The organism is Lactobacillus amylovorus DSM 20531, assembly GCF_002706375.1.
In the GTDB taxonomy this organism is placed as follows: Bacteria; Bacillota; Bacilli; order Lactobacillales; family Lactobacillaceae; genus Lactobacillus; species Lactobacillus amylovorus.
Map to the genome: position 1 here is coordinate 871,082 of NZ_CP017706.1, position 19,323 is coordinate 890,404.

Below are 19,323 nucleotides of genomic sequence, written 5' to 3' on the forward strand. Positions count from 1 at the left end.
TTATTCCCATTCAATAGTGGAAGGTGGCTTACTGGTTACATCGTAAACTACACGGTTAACGTTATCTACTTCGTTTACGATTCTATCTGAAATGTGACCAAGTACGTCCCATGGAATTTGTGCAAAGTCTGCAGTCATACCATCAATTGAAGTTACGGCACGAATACCAATGGTGTAGTCGTAAGTACGGCCATCACCCATAACACCAACTGAACGAATGCCTGGAAGAACTGTGAAGTATTGCCAAATCTTTTCTTGCAATCCTGCACGCTTGATTTCATCACGCAAAATTGCATCAGATTCACGCACGATTTTAAGCTTGTCTTCGGTAACTTCGCCAAGAACACGAATACCCAGACCTGGACCTGGGAATGGTTGACGCCATACCAAGTCATGTGGAATACCTAATTTTTCACCAAGTTCACGGACTTCATCCTTGAACAACTTGCGAAGTGGTTCAATAAGTTTAAAGTGCATGTCCTTAGGAAGACCACCTACGTTGTGGTGTGACTTGATAGTTTGAGCAGTATTAGTACCTGACTCAATGACGTCAGTGTACAAAGTACCTTGTGCTAAGAAGTCAACATCCTTAATCTTTTTAGCTTCTTCGTTGAAGACTTCGATAAATTCCTTACCGATGATCTTACGCTTCTTTTCAGGATCAGTTACGCCCTTAAGTTTGTCCAAGAATCTCTTTTGTGCGTTAACACGGATAATGTTAACACCGAGGTCCTTGTTCAAAGCCTTCATAACTTGGTCGCCTTCGTCCTTACGAAGCATCCCGTGATCAACGAAAATAGCAGTCAATTGATTACCAATTGCCTTGTGAAGCAAAGTGGCAGTAACACTTGAGTCAACACCACCAGAAAGACCTAAGATAACCTTCTTGTCACCGACTTCCTTACGGATTTCGCCAATCTTCATGTCGATGAAGTCATCCATCGTCCAGTTAGCTACGGCACCACAAACGTCAAAGGCAAAACGCTTCAAGATGTCCAAACCATATTCTGAGTTACGAACTTCAGCGTGGAATTGGATACCGTAGAACTTCTTGTCTGGGTTATCAATTGCAGCGATTGGGCAGTTCTTGCTTGAAGCAGTTACTTCAAAGCCCTTAGGTGCTTGGGTTACTAAGTCACCGTGGCTCATCCAAACGTATTGCTTGCTTGGTAAGCCCTTGAATAAAGCACTGTCTGGATCTTCGACAGTAATGTTTGCTCTACCGTATTCCTTGTTATCAGCAGGTTCAACCTTGCCGCCCAAGTCATAGCTCATCAGTTGCATCCCGTAACAAATACCCAAAATAGGAATACCTAATTTAAAGATTTCAGGATCAACCTTCAAAGCACCATCGTCATAAACACTGTTTGGACCACCTGAGAAAATAATTCCTTTAGGATTCATTTCCTTGATCCTGTCAATTGAAAGATCGTGGGGCAAAAGTTCTGAGTAGATGCCAAAATCACGAATGCGTCGAGTGATTAATTGATTGTATTGACTACCAAAGTCAAGAACAATAATCTTGTCAAAATCGTCTAGATTTTTAGCCACTTGATTCTCCCTCTTTTCAACTACACATTTTTAATCAACTTTACTAGGAATTTTCAAAAAGGTCAATCAATATTTATGAAACCGAAGTTAAATGTTCAGCTTTTAGGTAATGCAACTACCAGTTGCAACCGCTAGTTGCCTAAGACGCAAGCAAAAAGTTCTTGTTAGCAACTAATCTTTTTTATAAATTAAAATCATCACCAAAACAGAAAGGACGACCAATTATGAAACTAGGTCAAAAAATTGCAGAATTACGCAAAAAATCTGGTCTTTCTCAAGAAGCTTTGGCTGAAAAAATGAATGTCAGTCGCCAAGCCGTTTCTAAGTGGGAAAGTAATCAATCGATTCCTGATATTGAAAAGATTGTCGATTTATCAGAATTATTCGGTGTTACCACTGATTATTTATTAAAAAATGGTACACCTTCTTTTGAATTACCCGGGAAAACAACGGAAGAAGAAACTAAAAAAATACCCAAGATTAGTGATCATGAAATCACTCAATATTTGGAAGTTGCAAAAAATGCAGCTCATTTTGAAAGTTTAGCTCTTGCTCTAATTTTTCTATCAATTGCAGCATTTTGTCTATTTTCTTCTTTCACATTTATCTCTCCTAATATTTTAGGGACAGTATCTTATGTCTTACCTGTTATTATTATTGCCATTGCATTGGGCTGCTTTATTCATGGAAGATTAATAATGCGCGAATATAAAGCAATTACTCAAGAGCAATTCGATTTAACGACCGCGCAAAAAGATTTAATTAACCTTTCTGCTTACGACTTTAGAGAGGATAACAATCAACGAATTATTATCGGCGTAGTTCTCTGCGTCTTGGCTATTATTCCACTTATAGTGATCTGGACCTTAGCACTTTCAACCCTCTGGACTTGGGCAATATTAGTTATTACCTTTGTCTTACTCGGCATTACGTTCCGGATCCTAACATCGCTGATAACGTTTCAGGCTTTATTTTTGAAATATCATTAGTCGCTTATTTAATTTTTACTTTGCATTCTAAGCTCGGCTCCCCTTCTTGCGCTCATTAGCTTTGCCAAGCTTGGTTCATCTACACCATCAGTAGACACGATGACTGCATTAGGCGTCATCATTTTACTGATCATCGTCGCTACCGGTGCCGCATTCTTCATCGCATCTAATCGCTACATCAAAATCTATGAAAAACTAGAATACGAGAACTGCACTCTAGACGAGGAAACGACTAAACAAGTTGAAGCCGAAAAAGAACAATATGCTTCAACCTACACAGCAATGATGATCACCGCCACCGTTTTATGCATCATCTCCGCCATTCCAATTCTCTGCGGCACATTCTTCACCCAACATCTTTCCGGCAATCAAATCGATTCACTAATGACCGGTTCAGTTGCCATCACCCTGATTTTAATTGCTATCGGAGTTTTCTTCTTTGTCAAAACTAACACCATCGAAGATGGCTACGACATTCTTCTTCAAGTTAAAGACTACACGCCGCAAAATAAGCTGGGCCGTAAAAAGATGCGCAAATACGCTACTATCTACTGGCTAATCATGACCGCCATTTATCTTGGCTACAGCTTCTCTACTGAAAATTGGGAACACAGCTGGATCGTTTGGCCTATCTCCGGAATTACCTACGGCATTTTAGAAAAAATCTTCAGTATGAAAAGCGACGACGTCGCCTCCGATTAGAAATAATCGAACATTAATGCTTAATTTTTCACTTGTGTTCGGCAATGTATTTTGTTACTATTAAACCAACACAAGAATATCTATATATCGTCGAAATAAGGTCGACAGTTTCTACCCACTACCGTAAATGGTGGACTATAGGTGAATGAAAGTTAAGAAAAACATCTTAAGGACTTCTTTTACCTAAACGTAGGTAGAAGAGGTCCTTATTTCTTTAGGAGGATTAAGTAGTTGAAGTTATTAGAAGACAGAATTAAACGAGATGGGGAAGTTTTAGACGGCGATGTTCTTAAGATTAACTCATTCTTGAACCACCAAGTTGATCCCAAGTTAATGATACAAGTTGGTGAAGAATTCAAGCGACTTTTCGCCGATGAAAAAATCGACAAGATTTTGACCTGTGAAGCATCAGGTATCGCACCTGGCATCATGACCGCTTATCAATTGGGCGTGCCAATGGTCTTTGCCAGAAAGAAGAAGCCATCTACTCTTAACGACGCAGTTTACTGGGCAGATGTCTTCTCATACACCAAGAAAGTTACCAACAAGATCTGTGTTGAAGAAAAATTCTTACACAAAGGTGAACACCTTTTAATTGTTGATGACTTCGTTGCCCACGGTGAAGCCGTTAAAGGTATGGTTAACATTGCTAAACAAGCCGGCTGTGACATCGTTGGTGTCGGTGCCGTCGTTGCCAAAACCTTCCAAGGCGGAAGCGACTGGGTTAAAAACGAAGGCTTACGCTTTGAAGCTCTAGCAAGTATCGACAGTTTCAAAGACGGTAAAGTACACTTCGAAGGAGAAGAATAAATAAAAAATGGCACAAAAAGAAGTTAGTCACAAAAAAGCTGCTGTCTTAGGTTTGCAACACCTGCTCGCCATGTATTCCGGTGCTGTTGCCGTTCCTCTTTTGATCGGTACCGCACTTAAATTCAATAGCGAACAAATGACTTACCTTGTTTCCATTGATATCTTCATGTGTGGTCTTGCCACCATGATCCAATTATTCCGCAACAAATACTTTGGTATCGGCCTTCCCGTTGTTTTAGGCTGTGCCATACAAGCTGTTGCCCCACTTGAAATGATCGGACAAAAATTTTCGATCAACACGATGTACGGCGCAATCATCGTCGCCGGTATCTTCGTTTTCCTAGTCGCTGGTTGGTTCTCAAAAATTAAAAAGCTGTTCCCGCCAGTCGTCACAGGAACTTTAATTACAGTTATTGGGTTAACTTTGATTCCTGTTGCTGTCCAAAACATGGGCGGTGGCAATGCTCAAGCCAAAGACTTCGGTGATGCGAAAAATCTTATCGCTGCCTTTCTTACCATCCTCATCATCGTTGCCATCGAAGTCTGGACCAAAGGATTCCTTCGTTCAATTTCTGTTTTGATCGGATTAATCGCCGGAACCGTTATTGCAAGTTTCATGGGACTTGTTTCCTTAAAACCAGTTATGCAAGCTTCATGGTTCCACCTGCCACAGCTTTTCTACTTCGGAGTGCCTGAATTTGAATGGTCGTCTTGTTTAACAATGATCATCATTGCATTGGTTTCTATGGTTGAATCAACCGGTGTCTTCTTTGCAATCGGCGACCTGCTTCATAAAGATATTACCGAAGATGACCTTAAACGCGGTTATCGTGCCGAAGGACTGGCACAAGTCTTCGGTGGGCTTTTCAACACCTTCCCCTACACTACATTCTCACAAAACGTTGGCCTGCTTCAATTATCTGGTATTAAAACAAAACGCCCAATCTACTGGGCTGCCGGCTTATTGATGGCTATGGGTCTTCTTCCTAAAATCGGCGCTTTAGTAACCATTATTCCTGATTCTGTCTTAGGCGGCGCCATGTTAGTCATGTTCACCATGATCGCCGTTCAAGGGATCAGAATGTTAACCAAAGTTGACTTTGAAAACAACCGTAACATCTTGGTTGTAGCTATCTCTATCGGATTAGGTTTAGGCGTTACCGTTTACCCACAAATTTTCCAAGACCTTCCTCAAACTATTCAATTGTTCTTGGGTAACGGTATCGTAGTAGCCAGCATTTGTGCTACTTTGCTTAACCTTATACTTAATGGAAGAAGTGGTGCCAAATAAGCTGAATATCCCATTTCATAATTTATAAATCTCACATATTTTTTCTATAAATATTTCTTTAGACCCTACATAAAACGTCTGACAAAAAATCAGGCGTTTTATTTTTTATGATAATGTCTAAACTGTCTAGGTGCTCGATCAGGTGCAAAGAACGAAATGATGGGCAAAACTAAGTACATGATTAAGGTGATTTTAGGCAAAAGAATTAAAACTACAGCTAGCGGCATCCCGATCAACAGCGTTCTAACTAACGCGGTCTGCCCAACGGCTCCCTTATGAACGCGGACATAATTGCCAGCCACAAAGATCCAAAGCGCACACATTTGCCCCAACAGATAAACGCCGCCGTAGACTGCTAGCGCCATTTGCGAAGGATCAATGATAATCCACTTAGTCATCACGGGAATAAACGATAGTGTCGGTAGAAAAAATCTGCGATGACGACCTGTTTCGTCGCTCTTTTAAAGGTGATAAAAATGCGGTGCGCATCATACCAAAAGTCGCCGTCACTTCTAGGTGCAGGAATCGACAACACCATAATCGTAATAATAATCGCAATCACGCCATCGTTAAAAGTGAGTAGGTGTTCTTTTAGCGATGTCTGAAATCGTTCAAAAAATCTATCCTGCTTGTCTTTTTCCATACTCATTCTTCCCCTTAATCTTAATCATTCTCTATAATAGGAATAGAAGAAAAGTTTTTCAATAGCGAGGAAAATATGCCGAACCAATATCATAATTTCAACAATCAAAATCTCGAAAGCCATATTCTATTTTATGGTGAGCAAGCTTGTCAGCCTGATGAATACTTCGAAGGCAATAATTTGCGCAAAAACGATGTCCTCTATTACATCATGTCGGGTAAAGGCACTTTTACTTCAAGCGGCCACCACTCAGTCAAATTAAAAGAAGGCGACCTATTCTACATTCCACGTAGTCAAACCTGCTACTTTCAAGCAGATCATGATGAACCATGGCAGTATTTCTGGATTGGGTTAGCCGGTCCTGGCACTAACCAGATGATTAAGGCTTCTAATTTGCCTAATAAAAACTTTTTGCGACAGATTCAGAACACTAAGTTCTTCACGACTTTACATAAAATCTACGGCATTTTAAACAAGAAGACCTCGCTACTTAATAACATTCAAATCGCCTCTCTCACCTATCAGCTCTTCTATCACCTCGTCAACGAATTTCCTGATCACCCACCGGTTCGCAAGACACCTAAAGTCGATCAATACCAGATCGCTATTGATTATTTGAACAAAAACTACACCGACCCTACTTGCAACATCGTGGAGCTCTGCAACCGGCTTGGCGTTTCGCGTAGTTTTTTGTATGCCCTATTTAGAAAGAATACCAAGATTTCGCCGCAAAAATATCTGATGCAATTGCGGATGGAGGCCGCTAAGAAGGAGTTGCAAAATACTACGCATAATTTAAAGCAAATCGCGCATACGGTCGGCTACGGCGACGAATTCACCTTCTCCAAGGCATTTAAACGATATAGCGGCGTCAGTCCTAACGTATTTCGTGGAAATTAATGTCTTTTTTGCATACAATATTAATATGAAGTAAATCTTATCTAGTAAAGGAATGATCAAATGAAACAAACAGAATGTACTACTATCTTAGTTGGTAAAAAAGCAACTATTGATGGTTCAACTATGATCGCTCGTAGTGAAGACGGTGGTCGTGTTATTATCCCTGAAGGCTTCAAGGTAGTTAACCCAGAAGACCAACCTAAGCACTACACTAGCGTTATCAGCAAGCAAAAGATCGACGACGAAGATTTAGCTGCAACTCCTCTTCGTTACACCTCTGCACCTGATGTTTCAGGTAAAAACGGTATTTGGGGCGCAGCTGGTATCAACGCTGAAAACATTGCGATGACTGCTACTGAAACTATCACTACCAACTCACGCATCCAAGGCGTTGACCCACTTCTTGACCCATCAGAAGGCGGTTTAGGTGAAGAAGATTTTGTTACTTTAACTCTTCCATACTTACACTCAGCTTTTGACGGTGTTAAGCGTGTAGGTTACCTTGTTGAAAAATACGGTACCTACGAAATGAACGGTATGGCCTTCTCAGACAAGGACAACATTTGGTACCTTGAAACTATCGGTGGCCACCACTGGATCGCACGTCGCATCCCTGACGATGCTTACGTTATCGCACCAAATCGTTTGAACATCGATGAATTCGACTTCGATGACACTGACAACTTCGCTGCAGCAAGCGACTTGAAGGACTTAATCAGTGAATACCACTTGAACCCAGACCGTGAAGGCTACAACATGCGTCACATCTTTGGTTCATCAACTATCAAGGATGCTCACTACAACAACCCACGTGCTTGGTACATCCACAACTACTTCGACCCAGACTTCGGTGGCACTCCTGCTGACCAAGATCAACCATTTATTTGCCACGCAAATCGTTTGATCTCAATCGAAGACATCAAGTGGGCTGAAAGTTCACACTACCAAGACACTCCATACGATGCATATGGTGATCAAGGTACTCCTGAACAAAAGAAGACCTTCCGTCCAATCGGTATCAACAGAAACTTCGAAACTCACATTTTGCAAATCAGAAACGACGTTCCTGCAGAAATCGCTGGTGTTCAATGGTTGGCATTTGGTCCAAACACCTTCAATTCAATGGTGCCATTCTATACCAACGTAACTACTACTCCAGAAAGCTTCCAAACTACTCCTAAGTTCAACTTGAACAAGATCTTCTGGCTTAACAAGTTGACTGCACAACTTGGCGACACCAACTACCGTGTATACGGCGAACTTGAAGATACCTTTGAACAAAAGAGTTTGGCACAATGCCACAAGATCCAACACGACACTGACAAGGAAGTTAAGGATCTTTCAGGTAAGGAATTACAAGATAAACTTATTGCAGCTAACCAAAAGATGGCTGACACCGTTTACAACAACACTGTTGAACTTCTTGGTCAAATGGTTGACGAAGGTCACGGCTTGATGACTTTGAAGTACGACTTGCTCGATTAGTAAAAAAATAAATTTTAGATAATAAAAATCGCATGGCGAATGTCATGCGATTTTTTTGTACAAAAAAGACGAAACAGCCTACCCTGCTGTTCCGCCACAATATATGATTTTGCTAATCTAAAATAATTATGCAAGTCCTGCTTTAGATATTATCTAAAATGCCGGGAACGGAAGGGTCATCTTTGATACTCACATCAGCACCAAGTTGACGCAACTTCTCTTCGACACGGTCATATCCACGCAAGATATTACCTGCCTTGTCGATTATCGTTGTTCCTGCAGCCATTAAACCTGCAATCATTAAACATGCACCTGCTCTAATTTCACCGGCAGTTACTTCTGCACCGTGAAGTTGAGGGGTTGGATGAGCCAAGATAATATTATCTTCAACCTTAATGTTAGCACCCATCTTTTGCAATTGCGCAATATGACCAATTCGCTTTGGATAAATGTTATCGATCACTACGCCTTCACCAGACTTAGCGGTCAAAAGAAGTGGCGTAATTGGCTGTTGTAAATCTGTCGCAAAACCTGGATAAACATCAGTCTTAACTTGCACCATCTTCAAATCACCGGCTGGGTACACATAAAGTGAATCTTCATCCGCATCAATAACAACGCCCATTTCCTCTACCTTAGCTAGGTATGAATCAAGGTGTTCCTCAATAATATTATGAATACGAATGCCATTGCCGATGCATGCAGCAAGCGATACATAAGTACCTGCTTCAATTCGATCAGGAATAATTGTATGTGGAATTTGTGCCTTAAGCATGTCCACACCTTCAATTCTGATTGAGTCAGTACCTGCACCACGAATAACTGCCCCCATGTTGTTCAAGAAGGTAGCTAAATCAATGATTTCTGGTTCTTTGGCTGCATTTTCAATAATAGTTTGGCCTTGCGCAGTCACACTGGCCATAATAATATTCATCGTAGCACCAACGGATGGCATCTTAAGGTGAATCTTCGCACCATGCAAGCCATCTTCAGGAGCCGTAATTATAATTTGATCATTTTCATTTTTTACGCTGGCGCCTAAGGCTTCAAAGCCCTTAATATGTTGGTCAATAGGACGTGGTCCAATATCGTCACCACCAGGGAAGCCCACAACTGCTTTGCCAAATCGACCAAGAAGTGCACCCATAAAGTAATATGAAGCACGCAAACTCTTAATCTTACCAGTTGGCAAAGGACTCATCTTAATATCGGTTGGATCAATGCGCAAAGTTGTCTCTCCGAAGTCACAATGCACATCCATCTCACTCAACAAGTCCATCAAGTTAACAACATCAGCAATTCTTGGGACGCCTTCCAAAGTTACCGGTGTTCTAGACAAAATCGATGCCGGAATCAATGCAACAGTTGAGTTCTTAGCTCCACCAATCCAAACATCACCCTGCAGGGGCTTTCCACCATGAATAATCATCTGCTTCATTGGCGAAAACAAATCCTTTTCTACTTTCAATTAATCATAATAATGTTAAAGGATATTCGCAAAAAAAACAAGAGCTGAGGCCCTCAGTTCTTGTTTTCTTAAGATTTTGTATAATTCAAATCTATTATTCTAGAATTTTTCAGCTGGAAGACCACTAGCTGCACCAATAAATGACTTGAACAAGCCTTCTGGACGTTGTGGACGGCTCAAGAATTCTGGGTGGTATTGAGCTGCGATGAAGAACTTCTTCTTTGGCAATTCAATAATTTCAACTAAGCGGTTGTCTGGTGAAACACCTGAGAAGACCATACCGGCCTTTTCAAATGCGTCACGGTACTTGTTGTTAAATTCGAAACGATGACGGTGACGTTCTTGAATAACATCTTGGTCGTCGTAAGCTTCACGAGTCTTAGTACCCTTCTTAAGAGTAGCTGGGTAAAGACCTAAACGTAAAGTACCACCAATATTTTCTTCGTCACGCTTGTCAGCCATGATGTCGATAATGTTGTTCTTGCAGTCTGGTTCAGCTTCTGCAGAGTTGGCATCTTCAAGGTGCAATACGTCACGGGCAAATTCAACACTAGCCATTTGCATACCCAAGCAAATACCTAAGAATGGGATATCATTTTCACGAGCGTACTTGATAGCAGTGATCATACCTTCAAGACCACGAGTACCAAAACCACCAGGAACGATTAAACCATCTGAACTCTTCATGATTTCTGCAATGTTGTCTTCAGTTACATCTTCAGCTTGAACCTTATCAACTTCAATCTTAGTGTTGTAAAGGTAACCTGCGTGTTGCAAAGCGTCAGTAACTGAAATGTAGGCATCTTCAAGTTCTACATACTTACCTACTAAAGTAATCTTAGTCTTGTGCTTCAGGCTCTTAGCACGTTCGTCAAGCTTCTTCCAAGCTTCCATGTCAGCTTCTGGCTTTGGACTTTCAAGGTGCAAGAAGTCACAAACTTTTTGATCCATTCCTTGCTTTTGGAAAGCCAAAGGCACATCGAACAATGAAGGAGCATCAATTGATTCAATGATTCGGTCAACAGGAACATCGGTGAAGGTTGAGATCTTGTCCTTGTGTTCTTGGTCGATTGGCTCTTCCGCACGAAGAACAAGCATGTTTGGTTGAATACCGATGCTGCGAAGTTCTGCAACTGAATGTTGAGTTGGCTTAGTCTTCATTTCATGAGCTGCGTGAAGAAGTGGTACTAAAGTACAGTGAATGTACATTACGTTGTCTTCACCAACTTCACGACGCATTTGACGAATAGCTTCCATGAATGGAGTTGATTCGATATCACCCACAGTACCACCAATTTCTGAAATGATTACGTCAGAATCAGTAGTAAGAGCTGCACGCATGATCTTCTTCTTGATCATGTCAGTAATATGAGGAATTACTTGAACTGTTGCACCATGGTAGTCACCACGACGTTCTTTTTCCAAAACCTCTTGGTAAATCTTACCAGTAGTTACGTTAGAGTACTTGCTAGTTCTAACGTCTACGATTCTTTCATAGTGACCTAAATCAAGGTCTGCTTCTGTACCATCGTCGGTAACATAAACTTCACCGTGTTGGTATGGGTTCATTGTACCTGGGTCAATGTTGATGTATGGGTCAAACTTTTGCATGGTTACCTTTAAACCACGATTCTTGAGAAGTCGACCTAGACTTGATGCAGTAATACCCTTACCAAGTGAAGATACGACACCGCCAGTTACGAAGATGTATTTTGTCATTTTCTGCTCCTTTATTATTTATCCTTCAAACAAAAAAGCTCCCTCAAGTTAGGGAGCTAAACGCACATAGGGTGCCCAAGAAAAATACTATCTGCTTTTTCTTCTTAAGTCAAGCGTCAAGCAAATTAATTATCTTCTTCGTCATCATCGTCATCGTTTAATTGTGACAATTGACCTTCGATACCGTCTGGCAATACGTCATCAGTATCATCGTTATCTTCATCGTAATCAGAATCGTCGTCGTCGTAGTCGTCATCGCTATCATCAGCAGTGGCATCTAAGTCGTCTTCTGGGTCGTCATTGTCGTAGTCGATGATGTCATCGTCACCAGTTGCACTGGCTAAGAAGGCATTAACCTTCTTGTGGTGCTTACGTGCATCGTCTTCGTCTTCATCTTCTGGGTGGTTAACTTCTTCGTCAACTGATTCGTATGGGAACCATGAGCGAAGTGCCCAAACATTTTCACCCATGGAAATAAATTCACCATCGGTGTTCATGTCAGTATAGAATTGTGGCAAACGTTCACGAATTTCTTCGTCACTCTTGTTCAAGTATTTTTGTACGGCATTAACAATATCGGCAAATGCCATTCTCTTACCATTATCTTCCAAAATTGCACGAGCAACTTCGATCATTGATAATTCGTCGCGGTTTTTGTCTTTAAATTTGTCTAATCCCACAGCTGTACGTCCTCTCTTTTACAATCTTTACTATTCTACTAGGCGTTTAAGTAAAAATCAACGTGACTGCATAGTTACCTATTAAGTATAGTCCATTAAAGAGGTCATATTCAACCCGAAGTTTATGAGAACCTTCATCTTCTGTGTATTCGAGCAGGTTGGTCACGCTGACCATATCCATTTGTCTGCCTTCAACTACATAACGGCAGCTCTCCTTTTCACCGGGAACAAACTTCATGAACGAGTAGTTGTTGTGATCAACGCCTCGTCTGATCAACAATTTGTCGTCCTTTAAAAGCACTTTGACGGGAATTGCACCCTCTTCAGCGTAGGAAATGCGAATAATGTCCCCGTCTTCGGTCATATTTCCTGGTGCTGTTCTGGTAAAAGTTTCAGTATCGTTATCTTGAGTAATTTTGCTAGTTAAATTGATTGTAATATCAGTCACACTCTCATCCCTTCCGTTAAGCACTTCAGACACATCTTTGCTATAATTTATATAGGTATACTCTATTTTAATATATTTTTTCAAAAATTAAATTAACAAGCTTGGTGAATGTTTATGGCAAGATTTCAAAGTGAAAAACTAAAACAAGAAGTTGTACTCCGTGACCCGGTGCACGGCTACATCCATATTGAAGATAAAGTTATCTTCGATATCGTAAAATCAAAAGAATTCCAGCGGATGCGCAGAATTAAGCAGCTTGGACCTGTCAGCTATGTCTTTCCTGGGGCAACGCACACCAGATTTGAACATAACTTGGGCGTTTATGAATTAACGCGCCGCATCTGCGATATCTTCGCAAAGAAATATCCTTCGATAATACCAGGAGACGGCCTCTGGGACGATGATAACCGTCTGTTAGTAGAATGTGCTGGTCTGCTTCACGACATCGGCCACGGTCCTTATTCGCACACATTCGAGCACCTTTTTGGCACCAACCACGAAAAGATTGGGCAAAAGATCATCAAGGATCCTAATACTGAAATCAACAAGGCATTAAAACAAGTTGCGCCCAACTTTCCTGAACAAGTTGCTAGCGTAATTGCTAAAACTTACCCTAACCCTCAAGTAGTTAAGATAATTTCAAGTCAGGCTGATGCCGACAGAATGGACTACTTGCAACGTGATGCCTACTTCACTGGCGTTAACTACGGACGCTTTGATTTGTCCCACATTTTGCGCGTGATTCGCCCATACCAAGGTGGCATTTGCTTTACCAATAACGGGATGCACGCGGTAGAAGACTATATCGTGTCACGTTACCAAATGTACCAACAAGTCTACTTCCACCGCGTTGGTCGTTCAATGGAAGTTATCTTGCACCACTTGCTTGAACGTGCTCAAGACATTTACAAAGAAGGCAATTTAAAAGTTACACCAAGTTTGGCCAAGTTTTTGGCTGGCAACTGGACGCTTGAAGACTACTTAAAGTTAGACGACGGCGTCATGGAAACTAACTTCTTGATGTGGACAGAAGCACAAGATCCCATTTTATCTGATTTAGCCAAGCGCTATTTATACAGAAAGCCACTCGCTAGCGTCAGAATCGATGAAGAAACTAAGAACTTGTTGCCAAAATTGAAGAATTTGATCAAGCAAGCCGGCTTCAACCCAGATTACTACACCGCTACTAACTCAGCTTTTGACGAACCCTACGATGCTTACAAGCCTACTGGTAAAAATGCCAACAGCCAAATTGAAATCATGCAAGATGATGGTAGCTTAATCGAATTATCGCAATTAAGTCCATTGGTTTGCGCCTTAAACGGTACCTTCCAAGGTGACGAGCGTTTCTTCTTCCCTAAGACAATGTTGTCTAACAACGAAGATCAACCTCAAATCTTTGAACCACTTTATGAACAATTTCAAAAATATATTAAAAATGGTGCATTAAGGTACTTAAGAAGACCTAGAAAAAAGTAGAATATAAGGTGAAAGTGAGGTATTTGTTATGAACAATGATGTAAGAACTCAAATCAACCCAGAGGATGAACCAAAACGTGCTGAAAAGAGTGGCTACACTCAAGTGAAAGACCTGATGAACACTATTCACGGCTACTGCATGGATTACACTAATGCATCTTTCAAATTTATCCATGAAAATAAGGATTTAGTCAAAGATATTGTCGACATTAGTTGTAAGACAGCAATGGTCGCTTGTGTTGCGGCAGCTAGCGTAAGCATTGCTAAGTTCATGTCAGACGTTAAAAAATAAGTAGATCAAAATAGCCTAGTTCAAACGAACTAGGCTGTTTTTTATTGCTTATTCAGTTCAAGCAAAAGCGAATACAAGGCACCATATAAGTTAGAATCGTTGCCATGCTTTGCGGCAACAATTTTTGGTGGGATCATCTGCTTGCCAATCATTGGGTTGATTTCCAGGATTTTAGCTAATTGATTATTGATTTCTTCAATCAAGATTGGCTGGTTGCTGATGCCGCCACCAATCACAAACTTCGAGGCATTTATCACAGTTTGAATATTAATAATCATAATCGCAACGTTGCGGCAGTAACGTTTAAAAATTGCCAATGCACGTAAATCACCATTATTGATCGCTTCAAAGGCAGTAAGTCCATCATCTAAATCTTTATTTCCAAGAGCTAGATTTACCTTTTTAACCATATTAACGGCAGAACAATTATCACCAGTATATGCAGCCTTGTTCTTTGTGCCGATACCAGAATTAGTAATCATCCAGCTAAGCTCACCGGCTTGGAAAGTCCAGCCATGCAAAAGATGATTATTAACAACGACACCGCCGCCAACGCCGGTGCCTAGAGTAATTGCAACACCAGTATCTACTCCACGCAATTCGCCAAGCCATTGCTCTGATAAAGCTGCTGCTTTGCCATCATTCTCCACACTGATTGGCACATTATATTTCTCCTCTAATGCGTCCTGAAGATTCAAACCATCAAGGAACTTTAACGCACCACCGAAATAAATGATCTTATTTTCAGTATCGATCTTACCTGGTGCACAGATTGCGATACCTTCAAATTGATCCTGATATGAATCGATCACCTCATACATGTTTTCCATAAATGCAGTAAGATTTTTTGCATCTGTTTTAACGCGGTCTTTTTCTAGAATATGTCCTTTTTCGTCGATTAAGGCATACTTCAGATTCGTTCCGCCAATGTCAATTGAGAGATATTTTTTCATTATTTTCCCCTATTAAAAATGAGCTTCTATCTACAAATTAAATGATAGAGATAAAAGCTCATTTTTTCTACTTTAAATTATTTTTCTTCTTTAGCTTTGGCAGCTTGTTCTTGTTTGTAAAGCATGTTGTCATAGCTACGTGCAAATGGCAAATATACAAAGAATGAAATGATTAAGATAATAGCCTGCCAAATAGCAACTTTCCAACCACCGATTAAGAAACCAGAAATTACAGGTGGAGTAGTCCATGGAACCTGGACCCCGTTAAGGTATGGCAAGATACCTGCTTTGATTAACAAGTAAGTTGAACCAGCTGAAAGTGGTGACATGATAAAGAATGGAAGTGCAAGCATTGGGTTCATAACAATAGGAACACCGAATAATACAGGTTCATTAATGTTAAAAATACCAGGAACCAATGCCAACTTACCAATACTTCTCATTTGAGCTGATCTAGCCATGAAACACATGAAGACAACCAAACCGATAGTCATACCTGCACCAGTTACAGTTGAGAATTGGTCAAACAAACCTTGAATAACGATGTGACCACCGTGTGCAGCGTCTACGTAACCGTATTTCTTAAAGATAGCTGCGTTTTGTAAAGCGTTGGCACTCAAAATTGGACCAGCAATACCACCAACCAAAGTTGAACCGTGAACACCAAAGAACCAGAAGAATGGTACTAGCAAAGTCAAAACTAAGATACCACCAAATGAGTCGGTTATACCTTGAAGTGGTGTTTGAATAGTTGCGTAAATCCATTGAGTTAAAGTAGTATGAGCTACCTTTTCAAAGAAGATATATACAAGAAGCCATAATGCAGTCAATACAGCTGCTGGGATCAAAGCAATAAATGAGTTAGCAACTGCAGGTGGAACTTGTTCAGGCAACTTAATAGTAATCTTACGCTTAACAAACCAACTATAAATCCAACCAGTAACTAAACCAACAATGATCGCAGCGATCATCCCTTGACCCCCAAGCCAAGTACGATCAATAAATCCTGTTAAAAGAGTTGGAGCCTGTTGAGCAGAAACAACGGTTTTAGTTCCGTTCATAACTGGAGTAGTAGAATTCATCAAAATTAGGAATCCTACGAAAGCAGTCATACCAGCAGGGAGTCCTTCAACCCCTTCATTCTTAGCCCATTGATAAGCAATACCAACAACGGCAAATACAGATACAATACCAAATGAAGCATTGTAAGCTTGATTCCAAAATGGAGTCAAACCTGTTTGATTCATCCAATTAGCAACTGCTGGAATTGGGAATGAAGCAAGCAGTAAGAATAAAGAACCGATCATAATGAATGGTAATGACAAAAGCATACCGTCCTTTAAGGCAATAATAGCTTTTGTATTAACAAACTTCATAATTGGCGGCAATATTTTATTGTTAATAAAATTCTTCATAAAAAAATTCCTCCAACTTTTTTATTAACGTGTTTTCATTTGACATCTTTAATTCTATGAAAGCGTTTGCTATTAGACAAGACTTTGGGAGGAGATAGGTATCATACTGTTTTTAAGCTCAATATTTCGTGATTGGAACACAGTGTTCCAATATAGTACAATTAGTTTAAAGTTTTCACATTAAGGAATAAGATTATGGAATTTTTTGGATTTAAAGATTTATCAAAACTATCTACCGTTGATATGACTATCTATCGTTATATCGAACAAAACAATGATAAGGTAATTTACATGCGCGTCAGAGACATTGCCCAAGGAGCGCACGTCTCTAGTTCTTCTGTTATGCGCTTTATTCATAAGATAGGTTTTAACAGCTTCCCTGAATTCAAAGCTTATTTAAAAAACAATCACCAAAGCCTGCACAACGTGAAAGTACATTACGTTACCGAAGATAACTTCCCTAGCGATACTTTGAGCAAGCTGAACATCGTTGCAGATAAAATCTATCAAGCAGACAACATTATTACTATCGGAATGGGTGATTCAGCCTTTTTAGCAGAATATGCCGCAAGAAAGATGGCAGCTCTAGGATTAAACACCTCTCCTGTCACGGATCCGTTCTATCCGCTCGTTTCCAAATTGGAAAATACTACCAATAACGTCATTATTTGCTTTTCTGTATCAGGCAATACCACTGAAATGGTGGAAATGATCAATCGATTTGTCAACAATGACGATATCCTTCTAATCAGCATCACCGGCGATGAAACTAGCGCTATCGCAAAAATGAGCCGTTATTCCCTTACCTACCATGAACAAATGGTTAGAAAAGAAGCTTACGACTTTTCTTCACAAGTACCTGTAATGTATTTGGTTGAAGGAATCGTCAATATTTTAATTGAAAAAGAAAAACAATAAATAGATGAAACACTCTGTTTCACTTTAGGTACAACCAGCCATTTTATCGAACCATTCCTAAAAGCCCCTTTTGTCTATCATTTATGAAATCGATTTCATATAATGCTTATAACAAGTTAGACAAAAGGAGTTTTTTATTATGACTGAATCTACTTTCCCTAAAAACTTTCTATGGGGTGGCGCCGTCGCCGCTCACCAACTCGAAGGTGGCTACAATGAAGGCGGCAAAGGCATCTCAATCGCCGACCTCATGACTCTCGGCGGACCAAATCACCCTCGTGAATTGACTGCCACCATCGAAAAGGATAAATACTACCCTAACCACAAAGCCATTGATTTTTATCATCACTATAAAGAAGACATCAAATTAATGGCCGAAATGGGTTTCAAGGCTTTTCGCACCTCAATTGCCTGGACCAGAATCTTCCCTAATGGCGACGAAACACAACCCAACGAAGCAGGATTAAAATTCTACGACGACGTCTTCGATGAATGCTTAAAATACGGCATTGAACCAGTCGTAACCCTTTCTCACTTCGAAATGCCATATCACCTTGTAACTGAATATGGCGGCTGGAGCAATAGAAAGTTGATCGACTTCTTCACTCGCTTTGCTCATATTTGCTTCGAACGCTATCACAACAAGGTCAAGTACTGGATGACCTTCAACGAAATTAACAATCAAGCTAACTATGAAAGTGATATCTCCGTTTACGAAAACTCAGGCATCAAATTCAAGGAAGGCGACGACAAGCAAAAGCTAATGTACCAAGCTGCTCACTATGAAATGGTCGCTAGTGCTGAAGCCGTACAAATTGGTCACGCAATCGATCCAGATATGCCAATCGGCTGTATGCTTGCCTTCTGCCCAATTTATCCTGCATCCCCTAAGCCAGAAGACATCCTCTTTGCCCAAAGAGCAATGGACTCTCGCCTCTACTTCGGCGACGTTCAAGTTAACGGTGAATATCCAAGATGGCTTACTCAATACTTCAAAAACAAAAACTACAACTTAGACATCACCGATAAAGATCTCGAAATCTTGAAACATGGTACAGTTGACTACATCGCCTTCTCCTACTACATGTCCTTTGCAGTTAAATACACTGACCACATGGATTATCGCGAATATAGTGATTTAGTTGAAAATCCATTCGTTAAGGCAAGCGATTGGGGCTGGCCTGTTGATCCAGTTGGTTTGCGCTACTCCTTAAACTGGATGACTACTCGCTGGCACAAGCCATTATTCATCGTTGAAAATGGTCTTGGCGCTTACGACAAACTAACAGACGATCACAAGGTTCATGATGATTACCGCATCGAATACTTGCGTAGTCATATCAAGGAGATGAAAAAAGCTGTCACAGAAGATGGCGTGGATTTATGGGGCTACTTGCCATGGGGATGCATCGACTTAGTAAGTGCATCAACCGGCGAAATGAACAAGCGTTACGGTTTTATCTATGTTGACGAAGATAACCATGGTGGCGGCTCTATGAAGCGCTACAAGAAGGATTCATTCTACTGGTACAAGAAGGTCATCGAATCTAACGGAGCCGATTTATAAAATATTCGTAAAT

At 40.6% G+C, this 19,323-nt stretch carries 19 protein-coding genes and 1 riboswitch; of the genes, 10 read left to right on the forward strand and 9 right to left on the reverse strand.

Features of this window, described 5'->3' with window-relative positions:
- Entirely contained in the window at positions 1-1,551 is a 1,551-nt protein-coding gene (gene guaA / locus LA20531_RS04620) for a glutamine-hydrolyzing GMP synthase (protein WP_056940400.1), read from the reverse strand.
- A 224-nt stretch (positions 1,552-1,775) separates the two neighbouring features.
- Here guaA and LA20531_RS04625 point away from each other — a divergent pair, with 224 nt between their 5' ends.
- The 4 genes from LA20531_RS04625 (at position 1,776) to LA20531_RS04640 (ending at position 5,343) form a co-directional block, all read left to right on the forward strand.
- On the forward strand, positions 1,776-2,540 hold the full coding sequence (locus LA20531_RS04625; protein WP_233995166.1) for a helix-turn-helix domain-containing protein: 765 nt from the start codon (positions 1,776-1,778) through the stop codon (positions 2,538-2,540).
- Between the two features lie 99 nt (positions 2,541-2,639).
- Entirely contained in the window at positions 2,640-3,242 is a 603-nt protein-coding gene (locus LA20531_RS04630) for a hypothetical protein (protein WP_056940399.1), read from the forward strand.
- A gap of 60 nt (positions 3,243-3,302) precedes the next feature.
- A riboswitch (purine riboswitch) is annotated at positions 3,303-3,400 on the forward strand.
- 73 nt (positions 3,401-3,473) lie between these two features.
- The gene (locus LA20531_RS04635; protein WP_056940398.1) at positions 3,474-4,052 is read left to right on the forward strand and encodes a xanthine phosphoribosyltransferase; all 579 of its coding nucleotides are present in this window, start codon (positions 3,474-3,476) and stop codon (positions 4,050-4,052) included.
- Positions 4,053-4,059: 7 nt separating this feature from the next.
- On the forward strand, positions 4,060-5,343 hold the full coding sequence (locus tag LA20531_RS04640; RefSeq protein WP_056940397.1) for a nucleobase:cation symporter-2 family protein: 1,284 nt from the start codon (positions 4,060-4,062) through the stop codon (positions 5,341-5,343).
- A 98-nt stretch (positions 5,344-5,441) separates the two neighbouring features.
- Here LA20531_RS04640 and LA20531_RS11550 read toward each other — a convergent pair whose 3' ends face one another.
- Both LA20531_RS11550 and LA20531_RS11555 read right to left on the reverse strand, forming a co-directional pair.
- On the reverse strand, positions 5,442-5,741 hold the full coding sequence (locus tag LA20531_RS11550; RefSeq protein ID WP_236704174.1) for a hypothetical protein: 300 nt from the start codon (positions 5,739-5,741) through the stop codon (positions 5,442-5,444).
- A complete protein-coding gene (locus LA20531_RS11555) occupies positions 5,741-5,986 on the reverse strand; it encodes a TMEM175 family protein (protein WP_236704173.1) in 246 nt (81 codons plus the stop codon). Before LA20531_RS11555 ends, LA20531_RS11550 begins: the two co-directional genes overlap by 1 nt.
- A 75-nt stretch (positions 5,987-6,061) precedes the next feature.
- Here LA20531_RS11555 and LA20531_RS04650 point away from each other — a divergent pair, with 75 nt between their 5' ends.
- A complete protein-coding gene (locus LA20531_RS04650) occupies positions 6,062-6,886 on the forward strand; it encodes an AraC family transcriptional regulator (protein ID WP_013437089.1) in 825 nt (274 codons plus the stop codon).
- A 60-nt stretch (positions 6,887-6,946) separates the two neighbouring features.
- A complete protein-coding gene (locus tag LA20531_RS04655; RefSeq protein WP_056940396.1) occupies positions 6,947-8,371 on the forward strand; it encodes a C69 family dipeptidase in 1,425 nt (474 codons plus the stop codon).
- Positions 8,372-8,513: 142 nt separating this feature from the next.
- On the opposite strand, the gene LA20531_RS04660 is transcribed toward LA20531_RS04655, so the two are convergent.
- The 4 genes from LA20531_RS04660 to LA20531_RS04675 form a co-directional block, all read right to left on the reverse strand.
- Entirely contained in the window at positions 8,514-9,809 is a 1,296-nt protein-coding gene (locus LA20531_RS04660) for a UDP-N-acetylglucosamine 1-carboxyvinyltransferase (RefSeq protein ID WP_056940395.1), read from the reverse strand.
- Between the two features lie 129 nt (positions 9,810-9,938).
- Complete coding sequence (locus LA20531_RS04665) at positions 9,939-11,558, reverse strand: CTP synthase (protein WP_056940394.1); 1,620 nt, start codon at positions 11,556-11,558, stop codon at positions 9,939-9,941.
- 125 nt (positions 11,559-11,683) lie between these two features.
- Positions 11,684-12,238: a DNA-directed RNA polymerase subunit delta gene (rpoE, locus tag LA20531_RS04670; protein WP_056940393.1), complete on the reverse strand. Its 555-nt coding sequence runs from the start codon at positions 12,236-12,238 to the stop codon at positions 11,684-11,686.
- A gap of 46 nt (positions 12,239-12,284) precedes the next feature.
- Entirely contained in the window at positions 12,285-12,686 is a 402-nt protein-coding gene (locus LA20531_RS04675; protein ID WP_056940392.1) for a YwiB family protein, read from the reverse strand.
- 114 nt (positions 12,687-12,800) lie between these two features.
- Between LA20531_RS04675 and LA20531_RS04680 the strand changes: the two genes are divergently transcribed.
- Both LA20531_RS04680 and LA20531_RS04685 read left to right on the forward strand, forming a co-directional pair.
- Positions 12,801-14,165: an HD domain-containing protein gene (locus LA20531_RS04680; RefSeq protein ID WP_056940391.1), complete on the forward strand. Its 1,365-nt coding sequence runs from the start codon at positions 12,801-12,803 to the stop codon at positions 14,163-14,165.
- 28 nt (positions 14,166-14,193) lie between these two features.
- On the forward strand, positions 14,194-14,457 hold the full coding sequence (locus LA20531_RS04685; RefSeq protein WP_013437082.1) for a hypothetical protein: 264 nt from the start codon (positions 14,194-14,196) through the stop codon (positions 14,455-14,457).
- Between the two features lie 41 nt (positions 14,458-14,498).
- Here LA20531_RS04685 and LA20531_RS04690 read toward each other — a convergent pair whose 3' ends face one another.
- Positions 14,499-15,410 carry an ROK family protein gene (locus LA20531_RS04690; RefSeq protein ID WP_056940390.1) on the reverse strand — a complete coding sequence of 304 codons (912 nt, stop codon included), beginning with the start codon at positions 15,408-15,410 and terminating at the stop codon, positions 14,499-14,501.
- Positions 15,411-15,487: 77 nt separating this feature from the next.
- The gene (locus tag LA20531_RS04695) at positions 15,488-16,825 is read right to left on the reverse strand and encodes a PTS sugar transporter subunit IIC (protein WP_056940389.1); all 1,338 of its coding nucleotides are present in this window, start codon (positions 16,823-16,825) and stop codon (positions 15,488-15,490) included.
- Between the two features lie 195 nt (positions 16,826-17,020).
- On the opposite strand from LA20531_RS04695, the gene LA20531_RS04700 reads away from it, so the two are divergent.
- Positions 17,021-17,743 carry a MurR/RpiR family transcriptional regulator gene (locus LA20531_RS04700; protein ID WP_056940388.1) on the forward strand — a complete coding sequence of 241 codons (723 nt, stop codon included), beginning with the start codon at positions 17,021-17,023 and terminating at the stop codon, positions 17,741-17,743.
- Positions 17,744-17,882: 139 nt separating this feature from the next.
- The gene (locus tag LA20531_RS04705) at positions 17,883-19,310 is read left to right on the forward strand and encodes a 6-phospho-beta-glucosidase (RefSeq protein WP_056940387.1); all 1,428 of its coding nucleotides are present in this window, start codon (positions 17,883-17,885) and stop codon (positions 19,308-19,310) included.
- Positions 19,311-19,323: the final 13 nt, after the last annotated feature.